The organism is Streptomyces sp. NPDC088766 (assembly GCF_044750845.1).
Lineage (GTDB): Bacteria > Actinomycetota > Actinomycetes > Streptomycetales > Streptomycetaceae > Streptomyces.
On sequence record NZ_JBIVKQ010000008.1, the window covers coordinates 232,692 to 246,180 of the forward strand.

The window sequence follows — 13,489 nt, forward strand, 5'->3', positions numbered from 1 at the left end:
GCTCACCGGCCCGCCTCCTCGTCCTTCGTGCGGCTGGGGTGTGCGGCGGCGCCGAGCATGCGCCGCAGGGGTGACACGAGCCCGGCGCGGGTGGTGCCGCGGCCGTAGCGGCGCTCCAGGTACGCCTGGGGGACGCCGAGCACGGTCACCAGGGCGAGGTACCACAGGCTCGCGACGACGAGCATGGGGATGACCTGGTAGTTCTGGGCGTACACGTCCTGGATGTTCGACATGAGGTCGTGCGCCGAGATCACCGACACCAGGGCGGTCATCTTCAGCATGTTGATGGTCTCGTTGCCCATCGGCGGGATGATGACGCGCATCGCCTGCGGCAGCACGATGCGGCGCATGGTCAGCGCCGGGCGCATGCCCAGTGAGTGCGCGGCCTCCGTCTGGCCGGGGTCGACCGACTGGATGCCGGCGCGCACGATCTCCGAGGCGTAGGCGGCCTCGTTGAGCCCGAGGGCGAGGAGGGCCGCGACGGCGGGCGTCAGCAGGCTGTTGGTGTCGGCCTTGAAGAAGGTGATGTCGGTGAACGGGACGCCGATCATCACGTACTGGTACAGCGCCGCCGCATAGCCCCAGAAGATGATCTGCACGAGCAGCGGTGTGCCACGGAAGATCCACACGAAGAAGGTGGCCAGGCCGTACAGGACGGGGCTGGGGGACAGGCGCATCACCGCGATCAGGGTGCCGAGGGCCAGCCCGAGGGCCATGGCGGCCACGGTGAGCCACACGGTCGTGAACAGTCCGTCGAAGATCAGGTCGGCGAAAAGGTAGTCCCCGACGATGTCCCAGCGCAGGTTGTCGTTCCTCGCGAGTGATCCGACGAGTCCGATGAGCCCGGCCAGGGCCGCCACGGCGGCGGCCCAGCGGCCGTAGTGGCGCACCGGGACGACCCGGAGTTCTCCCGCCCGCCGGCCGGCCGACGCGGGCGCGGCGGCTTCGGCGGGTGTCTTCGCTTCGGTCCTCATCAGTCCACCGCCGCGTTCTTGGTGGCTTCCTGGACCGCGATGGAGGCGACACCGTACTTGTCGTAGATCTTGGTCAGGGTGCCGTCGTCGATGAGGGCCTGCAGCGCCTTCTGTATCGCGTCCCTCAGCTCGGGCAGGCGCTTGCTGACGACTATGCCGTTGGGGGAGGCGTTGTACCCGCCGGGCGCCGCGGGGTCCTCGACGAGGTCGAACGCCTTGCCCCCGTCGGCCGTCTTGGCCGTCCAGCCGGCCGCCGGTTTGGTCAGCAACTGCGCGACGGCTTTCCCGGAACGCAGGGCCAGCTGGGCGTCGGAGTCCTTGGGATAGGTCTGGATGTCGATGCTGCCCCTGCCGGCCTTCCGGCACGCCGACTGGTGGGACTTGAGCAGGTCGAGCTGGTTGGTGGCGGTCTGCACGGCCACCTTGCGTCCGCAGAGGTCGTCGAGGGTGGCGACCTTCCCGGGGTTGCCCTCGGCGACGAGGATGCCGGAGCCGGACTGCGAGTAGTCGACGAAGTCGACCACCTTCTGCCGCTCCTTGTTGTCCGTGATCGCCGACATCGCCACGTGGAACTTGCCGGCCTGGATGGCGGGCACGATCCCGTCGAACTTCTGCGGGGTGAACTCGAAGCGCACACCGAGCTTCGCGCCCAGCGCCTGCCCGAGGTCGTAGTCGAGTCCGGTGAGCCGGCTCCCGCGCTCCTCGAGGTACATCTCGAAGGGCGGGTACGGCACGTCGGTGGCCACCTTGACGGTGCCCGACTTCTTGATCTCCTCGGGAAGCGCGTCGTGCAGTGCGCCGTCCTCGTCGATCTTCACGCCTGCGACGGCGACCTCGCTGTTCGCGGCCGGTGCGGTGTCGTCACCGCCCGAGCAGGCGGTCAGGGCGGACAGGGCGGTGCTCACCGCGGCGGCGGCCGCCAGACGGCGGACGGTACGAGCGTTCATGAGTTCGGACCTCTCGGATGCCTTGGCCGACGCTGAACCCGTCGACCGCACCCCGGAAATTACAGATGGCCGCCTTGTTTGGCTAGATGTATCAAGCGTTACGTTGAGGTAACGCGGAGAACGGGTGCGCTCGATCGACCTTTATGGCCATGTTGAGGCGGTTTTCGATCGCGCTCACGCGTTCATGGGCGGATGATTCCGCGATACATCTTCACGCCGGACTCCGCCATCTGTACCTTCCGCTAGCACGAGTGGTCCCCACCGCTCGCCCTCCCCCTCGACCCTGGAGGCCCCATGCCCCGCCGCTTCCCACGCCGTCCCGCGAGCGCGGTGACCGTCGCGCTCCTCTCCCTCGCCGGCACTCTCGTCTCCACCGCGCCCGCGGAGGCCGCGGCCGACCGGATCCGGCTGGGCAGCACGGCAGACGTCAGCCGCACCCGATGGAGCGGCCCGGCGTTCACCATGAACGGTGACGGCTCGGTCGTCGCCGCCTCCATGGCCCGGGCGATCGACACGATCCGCGGCGACACCGGCACACTCGACGTCGTCGTCCTCGCCGGCTCGGCCCCCTCCTCCGGCAGCAGGACGCCCGAGTGCGACACGGTCATGGAACTGGCCGGGGTCAACTCCTGCACCACCTGGACGCTCACCTCCGCCGCGGACGCCGACGGTGCCGCCGTCAACACCGACATCCGCAACGCGGAGTTCGTGTTCTTCGCCGGTGGCGACCAGTGCCGGTACGCCGGCTGGAAGGGCACCGCACTCGAGGCGTCCGTCGAATCCGTCGTCGCGAAGGCGGGCGGTGCGGGCGGCGGCAGCGCGGGCCACCACATCAACAGCCCCGTCGTCTACGACGCCTGCGCCGGCAGCGTCACGACCGCCGAAGCCCTGGCCGACCCCTACGACCCGGCCCTCACGTTCACCACCGGCATGTTCGAGTGGCCGCACTACGCGGGCGTCGTCAACGACTCCCATTTCAGCGCCCGCGACCGCATGGGCCGCACCATGGCCTTCGTGGCCCGGGCCGTCAAGGACGGTCTGGCCCCCGGCGGACGGGCCTGGGGCGTCGGCGTCGACGAGAAGGCCTCCCTCTTCATCGACAAGAACGGCCTGGGGACCCAGTACGGAGGCAACGCCTACGTCGTCCTCGGCGACCACCAGCCCGAACAGGCCGCTCCGGGAAAGCCGTTGACGTATTCCGGCTACAAGATCTGGAGACTCGCGCCGGGCACGACGTACGACTTCGCCGATCGCCCCACATGCGGCTACTACCGCCGCAGCGTCACCCGGGGAGTCGCCGACGCGAACCTCTACAACGGCACGCCCGAGAACTGCGCCCCCGGTGCGACCACGCTGAACGAGAGCGAACCCAACGACTCCCGCACCAGCGCCGACGACGCCACCGCCCTGGTCTGGCCGGCCACCCTCGCCGGCACCCTGCACAGCTCCTCCGACCGGGACCACTACCGCATCACCCTTGCATCCGGAGGGACGGCGGCCGTCCACTGCGACACCCCCTCCGCCTACGACGCCGACCTGTACCTGCTGGACGCGGACGGCCGCACCCTCCAGCGGTCCGTCAACGACGGCAGCGGCAGCGACGAGGCCGTCACGTTCACCCGTACCGCCTCCGGCACCGGCACCTACTACGTGGACTTCGAGGCCTACAGCGGTTCCGGCGAGGCGGCCTACGGCTGCACGCTGCGGCAGTCCTGAGGCGCGAGGGGACACCGAGTGCCTGCCGGACGGGCGACGGCACGGACGGCAGGGGGGTCGGCGGGCGGCGCACGGGCCGCCGCCCGCCGGGAGCCAGGTTCCCAGACGGGTCGCCGGGGGCACAGGGTGACCCGTTGTCAACGTTCTGAGGCTTCGTCAGGAGCGGTTCCTCCCGGCATCATCGTCCGACCGTCCGCGGATGCGACCGTCCGTGGACGCGACCGCACGGGCTCCCCTCCCGGAGCGCGCCGGGACCGCGGCGGGTGCCCGGCGCGCAACGGCATCGAGGCGTCACGGCGTGAGGAGGCACAAGGTGGAGCAGGAACCACAAGGGCCGCAAGATCCGCAAGATCCGCAAGGAACACTCTCCGGGGGAGCGGACGACCCCGCAGCGGTTCTTCCCCCACGTGAGTCGTGGCGCAGGAAGATGCGGGAGGACGTGCTGAACGCGGCCCGCGTCATGGCGGTGGAGAAGGGCTGGGACGCCGTGAGCCTGGCCGAGGTGGCGGCACGCGCGGAGGTGTCGCGGCCGTCCATCTACAAGGCGTTCGGCAACCGCGAGGGACTGAGCCTGGCACTGGTCCACCGTGAGGCGGAGCGCTTCCTCCACGGCGTGGACCGGGCGCTTCGGCAGCCGGCGGGTGATCCGCCGGAGATCCTGGCGGCCGCGGTCCTGTTCGCCCTGCGGGAGGCGGCGCAGAACCCCCTGATCGCCGCGGCGGTCAGGGCGGCCCGTGAGGGCACGGATTCCCTGCTCCCCTACCTGACGACCCGCTCGGACCCCGTCGTCACCGGGGCGCAGCGACTGGTGCGGTCATGGTGCCGGGCCCGGTTCCCGCACATCGACGCGGCGCGGGCGGACCAGGCGGCCGACGTCACCGTTCGCCTGGCCCTGTCCCACATCGTCCTGCCGCCCGGCACCGGAACCCTCGGCGAGGCCGCCGAGGTCATCACCGCCGCCGCGCTGGGCGCGCTCGGACGGCCGTCGGCCCCCCCCGACCTCCCGCATGTCCCCTCGCCGCACGTCACCTGCCCCAACGTCACCTGATCGAAAACCCTTGTGACGGGGCGTCAGAACATTGACACGACGCCCCGCATTGTCAGTGGTCGGCGTCGCTGCCACGCTCTGCCGGGTCGCCGGAAGACGTTGCCTCCGACCGCTCCGGCGGCCGCCGCAGCCCGAGCGACCGTCCCTTCCCGAGCCGACCGCCCTGAGGAGCGCAGCGCGATGACAGCGTCGACGACCACACCTTCCCCACGGCCCGCGGCCCCGCCCTGGCGCGACCGCAAGCGCCACGCCTGGCTCCTCGGCCTGGCGGTTCCCGCGCTCCCCTTCCAGGCCGCCGCACTCGTCGAAGTCAGTGACTGGCACGTGCTGTGGTGGTGGGGACCGTTCTTCGCGTTCGTGATCATCCCGTTGCTCGACGCCCTCGTCGGCCGGGACCAGGAGAACCCTCCCGAAGAGGCGGTCCCGCTCCTGGAGAACGACCGGTACTACCGCTGGTGCACGTTCCTGTACCTGCCTCTGCAGTACGTGGGACTGCTCTACGCCTGCCTGCTGTGGTCCGGGGGAATGCCGGTGACGGACGCGCTCGGCCTGGCCGCCACCGTGGGCGTCGTGGCCGGTGTCGCCATCAACACCGCTCACGAACTCGGACACAAGCGCGAGACGGTCGAGCGGCGTCTCGCCCGCATCGCCCTGGCACAAGCCGCGTACGGGCACTTCTTCGTCGAGCACAACCACGGCCACCACGTGCGTGTCGCCACCCCGGAGGATCCGGCCAGCTCACGGCTGGGGGAGAGCCTGTGGGCGTTCCTGCCGCGGACCGTCGCCGGAAGCATCCGGTCCGCCTGGCATCTCGAGGCCCGCCGCCTCAACCGCCGACGGCACCGCACCTGGTCGCACCGCAACGACGTGCTGACCGCTTGGGGCCTGACCCTCGTACTCTTCGCCGCACTCGCGACCGGATTCGGACCGGGTGTCCTTCCCTACCTGTTCGTCCAGGCGGCCTGTGGCGTCCTGCTGCTGGAAACCGTCAACTACATCGAGCACTATGGCCTGTTGCGCGAGCGCCGTCCCGACGGACGCTACGAGCGGGTCGCTCCGCGACACAGCTGGAACAGCAACAACACCACCAGCAACATCCTCCTGTACCAGCTCCAGCGGCACTCGGACCACCACGCGAACCCCCTGCGCCGCTACCAGACGCTTCGGCACTTCGAAGAGGCCCCCCAACTGCCCTCCGGCTACGCCTCGATGATCGTCCTGGCGTGGGTGACCCCGCTGTGGCGGCGGGTCATGGACCCCAAGGTCGTGGCGCACTACGGAGGAGACCCGACGCGCGCCAACCAGCACCACGGCGTCCGTCCCGTCACGTGACACTCGGCGGCGGACAGCCCGCAGCGGTCGCCGGGAGGGAGAAGGAGAGCGGGGGTCGGCCGGACCGCGTCCGGGCCGGCCGGTCGCCCACATCCCGTCCCAGGTCCGGACCCGGCGTGTCCGTCGGTTGCGGACAGGCGGACGGGGCGTCCCCGCGTCGGCGGAGGGGACCGCCGGGGTCGCAGGGTGGGCCGACCGCGGTCCTGTCCGGAACGTGAAAGACGGACCGACCGTGCAGGGGCGCTCACGCCCGGCATCCCGTGCCCGTGGACCGGCGACCGGAACGCGGGGACAACCCTGCTGGGTGCCGCCGCGTGCGGACGGGCTGAACAGGAATTTCCGTCCCGCACGGCGGCCCCTCACGTCGCCTTGTCAGCGCGACGAGGACGCCTGTATAACGTTGCAAAAGTCAGGTGGGGGACTCGGTGCACAGCCGACGGTGACGACCCCGTACCCGTACCGGCCGCACCGGTCGGGACGCCGTGAAGGGATTGCCGTGCGGGTCAGCCTCAAGGACGTTGCCGCGCACGCGGGGGTCTCCATCAAGACCGTCTCCAACGTGGTGAACAACTACCAGCACGTCACACCGGCCATGCGCGAGCGCGTCCAGCGGTCCATCGACATGCTCGGTTACCGGCCCAACCTGGCCGCCCGGCATCTGCGCAAGGGGCGCACCGGCATCATCGCGCTCGCTCTGCCCGAGCTCGGCAATCCCTACTTCGCCGAACTGGCGGCCGCCGTCATAGACGCCGCCGCCGCTCACGATCTCATCGTGCTGCTGGACCACACCGGCGGCCGCCGCGAGCAGGAGGTCCTGGTCAGCCAGGGTTTCCGGGCCAGGGTGATCGACGGACTCATCCTCAGCCCCATCGAGCTGGAGAGCGACGACCTGCGCGACCGGACGGAGAACGTACCGCTGGTCCTGCTCGGCGAACGCGACTACGACCTGCCGTACGACCACATCGCCATCGACAACGTGGCCGCGGCCCGCGCCGCCGTCCGCCACCTCATCGACCTCGGACGCCGCGAGGTGGCGTTCATCGGCGCCCGGCGCGGCCGCAGTGAGCCCGCCCACCTGCGGGTGCGTGGCTGGCGAGAGGAACTGACCGCCGCCGGACTGCCGGCCGACGACGGGCTGGTCGCCGCCACCGACGGCTGGGGCCACGCGGACGGGGCAGCGGCCATGGCCCGCATTCTGGAGGCCGGACGGCGTCCCGACGCGGTCTTCGCCTACAACGACCCGATGGCCATCGGCGCCATGCGCGTCCTCCACCAACGAGGACTGCGCGTACCCGAGGACATCGCGATCGTCGGCTTCGACGACGTGGTCGAGGGACGGTTCGGCGCGGTGACGCTCACCTCCGTGTCGCCGGACAAGGGAGCCATCGGCCGGCTCGCGGTCGAGTCGGTGCTCGCCCGGCTCGGCGGCGGCGAGTTGCCCGAACCGCGCCGTGTCCGGGCGGACTACCGCCTGGTGGAGCGTGAGAGCACGCTGGGTCGCGCGGCACCCGGTCGTGGGCACGGCTGATCTGTTCGGCGGTGCGGGCGTTCATCGGGGCCTCCCTGGGTTCGACCGCCCCGGTCGCTCTGCCCACCGGCCGGTACAAGTCCCTCCGGTACGACGCCGAACTGCGGCCGGCCGTCCCGGGCGGTACGCGCGCCTTCGACAACCCTGCCCTGTGCACGGAGGACACCACGTGGTCCGTGGAGGCGCCCTGGGCGCCGCGACCCCGGCGCTGCTCCACCGAGCAGCGGTCCCGGCGGCGGGAGATCCTCTTCCCGCCACCGGGACCGCTGCGCAGGCACCCCGCGAGCCCGGGATGATCCAAGCCGGGAGGTTCCTAGGGCTTGCCCTCCGTGTAGAGGCCGCTCACCTCCTGCGCGGTGAGTGCCCGGTCGAAGGCGTGGACCTCGTCGACCGCGCCGTTCCAGAAGTCGACGTCCGCGCCGTCCCAGTGGGCGCGGCCCACGGTCAGCGGGCCGCTGCTCGGGTGGGCGGCCCCGCCCGTGGCGGTCGCGGCGAGCTTGCCGTCGAGGTACAGCTGGATCTGGTTGCTCGTGGTGTCGCGGACGCCGACGAGGTGGTACCAGCGGCCGGTCTCCGCGCCAGTGGCCACCTGGGCGCGGCGTTCACCGGGTGTGCTGAAGGCGAAGTTGCCGTGGCCGTACTGGAGGTAGAACGCGTTGGCCGTCGCCCGGGAGTCCTGGCTGACCGCGGTGGCGTAGTTGCCGGGAATCCGGTCGAGCCGGACCCAGGCCGACACCGAGTAGCTGCCGGCCGTGTCGAGCACCGGTCCGGAGGTCTCGGCGTACTGCTTCTGGCCGTCGAACGCGAGCGCGCTGCCGCTGACGCCGGGGGTCCAGGAAGCGCCCCCACGGAGCGTGAGGGGCCGGTCGTTCGGACCGTCGTCCGCGGCGGTGGTGCCGGTGCCCTCGTCCATGGCCCAGTGCCCGCCGCCCGTCAAAGGCTTGTGCGAGCCGGCGGCGGCGCCGGCGGCGATCACCTTGCGGTTGATCTCCCGCACCCGCGCGGCGTCGACCTTGATGTCGCGGCGGTCGTAGGTGTACAGGCCGTTGAGTTCGTTCTCGAGGTCGGTGATCTGCGTGTACACCGAGCCGGACAGTTCGGCCCCGGCCTGGTCGAGGTAGTACCGCTCGGTGTTCTCCACGTACGTGCGGGTCAGCTCCTCCTTGGTGGTGACGCCGCTGTAGATCACGGTCGGGGCGCCCGGCCACATGTGGCCCGGGGTACGCAGGGTGAAGCCGCCGTGCTCGCCGTCCATGGCGGCCCGCTCGTCGTCGGGGAAGGCCGGGTCGGTGTTGTTGTAGTCGTGGTGGTCGATGATGTCGCCCTTGCCGGAATCCCCCTTGCTGTTGCAGCAGTTGACCCCGCTGTGGGCGTTGACGACCCGGGACGGGTCGGCGGCCTTCACGGACTCGGCGATACGGCCGGTCTCCTCGCGGTTCCACTCGCCCCAGCCCTCGTTGAAGACGGTCCAGCCGATCACGGAGGGCGCGTCGTGGTGCTGGCGCATCATCTCCTCGCCCTGCCCGACGAATGCCTTTTGGCCCGTCCCGTCGGTGATGTCACCGGAGACGAAGTCCTGCCAGACCAGCAGGCCCAGCTTGTCGGCGTGGTGGAACCAGCGCGCCGGTTCCACCTTGATGTGCTTGCGGACGGCGTTGAAGCCGAGCTTCTTGTGCGCCTCGAGGTCGAAGGCGAGGGCCTCGTCGCTGGGCGCGGTGTACAGGCCGTCGGGCCAGAACCCCTGGTCGAGCGTGGCGAGGGAGAAGACCGGCTCGCCGTTGAGGACGAGCTTGTTGTAGCCGCCGACCTTCTCGATGCCGACCTCGCGCATGCCGAAGTAGCCGGTGACCCGGTCGGTGGACCTGCCGTCGGTGAGCTCGACGTCGAGGTCGTAGAGGTAGGGGTCGTCGGGGCTCCACAGATGCTGCTTCGCCACGCGCAGGCCGAGTCGCTCGTTGGCCGCTCCGGTGACCTTGCCGACGACCTTGCCGCGGGCGTCGCGGGCGACGGCCTCGACGCGGGCGGTGGGGGAGGCGTCGTCCGAGTCGACCGTCACGGCGAGGGTGCCGGTGTCGATGTCGGGCGTGGTGACGATGTCGTCGATCGAGGCGGCGGCGACGGGTTCCATCCACACGGTCTGCCAGATGCCGGAGGTCTGGGTGTAGAAGATGCCGCCGGGGTTCGTGGACTGCTTGCCCATGGGCTGGTTCGCGCCGCCGGTGTCGGTGACCGCGACCACGATCTCCTGCCGCCCGGAGCCCTTGAGCGCATCGGTGATGTCGGCGCTGAAGGCGTTGTAGCCACCGGTGTGTTCGGCGACCTTCGTGCCGTTGACGTAGACGCGGGCCTGGTAGTCCACAGCGCCGAAGTTGAGCTTGAGCCGGTTGGCCCGGCTGTTCGTGCCCACCTTCCAGCTCTCGGGTACGTCGACGAGCCTGCGGTAGAACATGTGGTCCTCGTGCCGCTCCAGCCCGGACAGCTGCGACTCGACCGGGAACGGCACGATGATCTTCTCGTCGAGGTTCTTGCCGAAGTCCGGCTCCTCGCCCTGCTCGGCGGCGCTGAACTGCCACGGGCCGTTGAGATTCCTCCACTTGCTTCGCACCTGCTGCGGGCGCGGGTACTCCGGCAGCGGATGCTCCGTGTCGAGCGCGTCGCCCCAGGCGGTGGTCAGGCGGTGGGCGGAGGCGTTCTCGGCGTAGCGGATGACCTTCGGCACGCTCCTGCCGCCGGCCGTCAGGCCGCCCGCACCGTCGTAGGAGAACCTGACCAGCTGGTTCTTCTGGACCGGTTCGGAGAGGGTGACGAGCAGGGAGTCGGCGTCACCCGGGTAGGCCGTGACCGACCTGACGGGCATGGCGGTGGTGTCGGCCTCGGCCTTGAGGTGGTCCTTGACCGCCTGGAGGCCGCCGACCTCGCCGTCGAAGCGGACGCGCAGCCGCCGCCCGTCCTGGGCGACGCTCGGCTCCACCGGGTACACCTCGAAGTCGGCCGGCGGGGTGAACGCCGACATCGGCACGAGCTGCTTGGACCGCGTCGGCGTCGACCAGCGCAGGAACATGTTGGCTCCGCCGGTGTCCTGGAACATCTCCAAGCGGAAGTCGTGCTTCTCACCGGCGGCCAGCCTGACCGGGGCGCCGGTCTGCTCCCGGTCCCAGTCGCCCACCCAGTGGTCGATGACCGGCTCGTCGTCGATGTAGAGGCGGAAGCCGTTGTCGCCGATGGCGTGGAAGGTGTAGTCACCGGTGGCGGGTGCCTCTATTTGTCCCGTCCACCGCGCCGTCGTGTGTTCCGTTCTGCCGGTCAACTCCTCGAAGGTGCTGGTCAGTCCGGAGAAGTTGATCTGCGGATCGAGTAATGTGCCGCCGAGTTCGGCGAAGTCCCGGGCACCGGGCGCCGACATGCTGAAGTACTCGCCCTTCAGACCGTGCGTCCGGACGGCGGCCTGCTCGGCGGCGGGTGCCGACGCGTTGTCCGTGTGTTCCGCGGCCGTCGCGGTGGACACCAGGCCGGTGGGGGGCAGGACCAGGGCGGCTGCGGCGAGCAGCGCCCACACTCTTGCTTTCGGGCGGGTGCGGTGTCGTGTCATCAAACCTTTTCCTCGTGTGGAGGTTGTGCCTGGGCGCGGTCGGCCGGCGGCAACCTTTTCAACGTTGGAAATCCTGTGACAGCGGTATGACAGCACGGCCTCCATACGCTGTCCAGACCTCGCGCACCACTCGGTCGCCCGCCGTCACCGGACGCCGCGGCCAGAGGGCGGCAGAGATTCCGGATCGGGAAACGGCCCGGTGCGGGAGCGCAAGTCCCCGCCGAGGAGGCGCCCTCGTGGGCGAGTTCGAAGAGGCGGCGTGAGAGGGCGCCGCGGGCAGCTGCCCCGTACGGTCGCAGCCGCCGTGCAACTGAGGTACCCGTTCACCCGGGCGTGCGTCGGTCCACCCACGGGCGCGCGTCTCTGCCCCGATGTCGGGTCAGGCCGGCTCAGCGAACCGGTGGACGAGAAAGGACGTCCGGTGGTCGGGTTCGGCGCTTGCCGAGTCCACCCGGTAGGGGCCGGCGCCGAGTTCGAGGACGCTGCCGGCCGTGAGCGTCCCGCCTCGGTGCCGAAGCAGGCGGCGTCGAACACGAGGAGGTCGCCAGTGATGCCCGGTACGGGTTCTTCTTCCCGCTCGGCGGTGGGAAGCCAGCCAGGACGGTGTCACCGACACCTTCCTCGCTCTCCGCGTGGCACCGGCGGACGAGGACACCGGCGGACGAGGAATCGGTGCTCGGGAGGCGGGCGGTGGAGAGAGGGCTCGGCTCCGAGGACGAGCGCCTCGGCTCCGTCAGGCGATTCGAGGACTCCGACGAGGTCACCACCTCGCGAGCCCGGTCGTGGTCGCCCTCCGTCCCCGACCGGTGCGGCAGCGCGGCGTGCGGGCCCGTGCGGCCGCCTCTGCGACTTCCACGGCCGGCGCCGGGGACACGCCCTGAGCGTTCGTGGGGCGGAGACGGCGGCTGCCACTGAGATCGTCGCGGAGAACGCCCCTCTGCCTCGACGAAGCCCTCTCTCACCAGGTGAGGGTTCCGGGTGCTCCCTTGAAGGGGCCACGCACTTCCTTGGTGATCCAGCCGCCGTAGAAGTCGCCTTCTTGCGCCTGGACCTCCTCGTCCCCGACCGTGCAGCGGTCCACCCGACTCGCGTAGAAGGCGAGACAGCCCGTGATCAGGCTGTAGGCGGGAGCGGGGTGCGGGTAGCTCCAGGCGGCTCTCTCGCGCACATCGTCACCCACCACCAGATCCCAGTACTGAGCCTTGCCCTTCCACTCGCACCAGGTGCCGCCGGCGGCGGGGCGCAGCAGGTCGAGACGTACGTCCGCGGGGGGAATGTAGAACACGGGCGGGTGACTGGTCTCCAGGACACGGACTGCTCTCCTGGTGTCCGCCACCAGCAGGCCGCCGCACTCGACACGGGTGTGGCGGGCGTCTTCTCGCATGGCGGGCGGCCTGGGGTAGTCCCAGACGGACTCGGGCTGCAGGGATGCGGAAGCAGACATGAGGTCCTCGTGGTGTGCAGCACGGTGCGGTATCGGTCACAGGTGTTTCGTCGCCGCAGGTCCTGCCGGATGCACCTGGCTCGCACACGTGTGACGAGAAGGCTCGTGAAGAGGGTGCATCCGGTCGACGGTCTTCGGACGTATGCATCTCCTGCAACGTCGAGAACATCGCAACCGACGGGAGATCGAACCGTGTTGACTCGTATTGCGCTGATCGGCATCAGCTCCGTGACCGCGGCGGCCCTGACCACCGGCCCCGCACTGGCCTCCCCGGCGACCGTCCACGTCAAGTCCGGCACCACCAAGGTCACCGTGGCCCCGGCCGTGGCCAGGGCGCTGCTGTCCAACGGCGTCGCGCCGCTCGTGACCCGCCCCGGCAAGCCCGGCCTCGCCGTCGTCGGCAAGCAGCCCACCCTGACCGCCGCCTACCCGGTCACCGGCGGGACGCTGACGACCGATCCGCTGGCCGGCACCGTCAAGCACCAGGGGGGACTGAAGTTCGTCAACGTCTTCAACGGCCGCTCGTTGGAGGTCAAGGACTTCACCATCGACCTCACCAAGGGCAATCTGACCGCCAAGGTCGCCGGCTCGGCCACCAGGGTCCCCGTGTTCAACCTCGACACCTCCACGGCGTCCGTGGACGTGTCCAAGCACCGCCTCGACGCGCGGAAGGTCACTCTCCGACTCACTTCCACCGCCGCTTCCGCGCTGAACAACACGCTCAGGACCAAGGTGTTCGCCACCGGCCTCGTCGTCGGCACCGCTGACACGCACCTCCGCTTCTAGATCGGGTACCGGAAGTGGATCATGTGCATGGGGTGTCAGCACGCCGCCGAGCCACATGGTCCTCTCATCCGGTCGTTCGATCGAGCTCACCGAGGTGCGGATGTCCTCGGCCCATGAGGGACGCT

The 13,489-nt window shown here is 70.3% G+C and carries 10 protein-coding genes; 6 read left to right on the plus strand and 4 right to left on the minus strand.

Going from position 1 to position 13,489, the window contains the following annotated elements; all coding sequences use genetic code 11:
* Positions 1 to 2: 2 nt before the first annotated feature.
* On the minus strand, positions 3 to 974 hold the full coding sequence (locus tag ACIP5W_RS14265) for an amino acid ABC transporter permease (RefSeq protein WP_401471800.1): 972 nt from the start codon (positions 972 to 974) through the stop codon (positions 3 to 5).
* Positions 974 to 1,921 carry an ABC transporter substrate-binding protein gene (locus tag ACIP5W_RS14270; RefSeq protein ID WP_401471803.1) on the minus strand — a complete coding sequence of 316 codons (948 nt, stop codon included), beginning with the start codon at positions 1,919 to 1,921 and terminating at the stop codon, positions 974 to 976. The genes ACIP5W_RS14265 and ACIP5W_RS14270 overlap by 1 nt, the downstream gene beginning before the upstream one ends.
* A gap of 294 nt (positions 1,922 to 2,215) precedes the next feature.
* On the opposite strand from ACIP5W_RS14270, the gene ACIP5W_RS14275 reads away from it, so the two are divergent.
* The 5 genes from ACIP5W_RS14275 (at position 2,216) to ACIP5W_RS14295 (ending at position 7,841) form a co-directional block, all read left to right on the plus strand.
* Positions 2,216 to 3,637 carry a pre-peptidase C-terminal domain-containing protein gene (locus ACIP5W_RS14275; RefSeq protein ID WP_401471806.1) on the plus strand — a complete coding sequence of 474 codons (1,422 nt, stop codon included), beginning with the start codon at positions 2,216 to 2,218 and terminating at the stop codon, positions 3,635 to 3,637.
* 427 nt (positions 3,638 to 4,064) lie between these two features.
* Positions 4,065 to 4,685, plus strand: coding sequence for a TetR/AcrR family transcriptional regulator (locus tag ACIP5W_RS14280; protein ID WP_401471809.1), 621 nt, complete (start codon positions 4,065 to 4,067; stop codon positions 4,683 to 4,685).
* Positions 4,686 to 4,865: 180 nt separating this feature from the next.
* Positions 4,866 to 6,017: an alkane 1-monooxygenase gene (locus ACIP5W_RS14285; protein ID WP_401471812.1), complete on the plus strand. Its 1,152-nt coding sequence runs from the start codon at positions 4,866 to 4,868 to the stop codon at positions 6,015 to 6,017.
* 496 nt (positions 6,018 to 6,513) lie between these two features.
* Positions 6,514 to 7,545 carry a LacI family DNA-binding transcriptional regulator gene (locus ACIP5W_RS14290; RefSeq protein WP_401471815.1) on the plus strand — a complete coding sequence of 344 codons (1,032 nt, stop codon included), beginning with the start codon at positions 6,514 to 6,516 and terminating at the stop codon, positions 7,543 to 7,545.
* A gap of 11 nt (positions 7,546 to 7,556) precedes the next feature.
* Positions 7,557 to 7,841 (plus strand): hypothetical protein, encoded by a 285-nt coding sequence (locus ACIP5W_RS14295; protein ID WP_401471958.1) that lies wholly within the window; start codon positions 7,557 to 7,559, stop codon positions 7,839 to 7,841.
* A 17-nt stretch (positions 7,842 to 7,858) separates the two neighbouring features.
* Here the strand turns inward: ACIP5W_RS14295 and ACIP5W_RS14300 are convergent, their stop codons facing one another.
* Complete coding sequence (locus ACIP5W_RS14300; RefSeq protein WP_401471818.1) at positions 7,859 to 11,134, minus strand: LamG-like jellyroll fold domain-containing protein; 3,276 nt, start codon at positions 11,132 to 11,134, stop codon at positions 7,859 to 7,861.
* Between the two features lie 958 nt (positions 11,135 to 12,092).
* Positions 12,093 to 12,578, minus strand: coding sequence for a DUF427 domain-containing protein (locus ACIP5W_RS14305; protein ID WP_401471821.1), 486 nt, complete (start codon positions 12,576 to 12,578; stop codon positions 12,093 to 12,095).
* 192 nt (positions 12,579 to 12,770) lie between these two features.
* Between ACIP5W_RS14305 and ACIP5W_RS14310 the strand changes: the two genes are divergently transcribed.
* Positions 12,771 to 13,364 (plus strand): hypothetical protein, encoded by a 594-nt coding sequence (locus ACIP5W_RS14310; RefSeq protein ID WP_401471824.1) that lies wholly within the window; start codon positions 12,771 to 12,773, stop codon positions 13,362 to 13,364.
* The last annotated feature ends 125 nt before the right edge of the window (positions 13,365 to 13,489 follow it).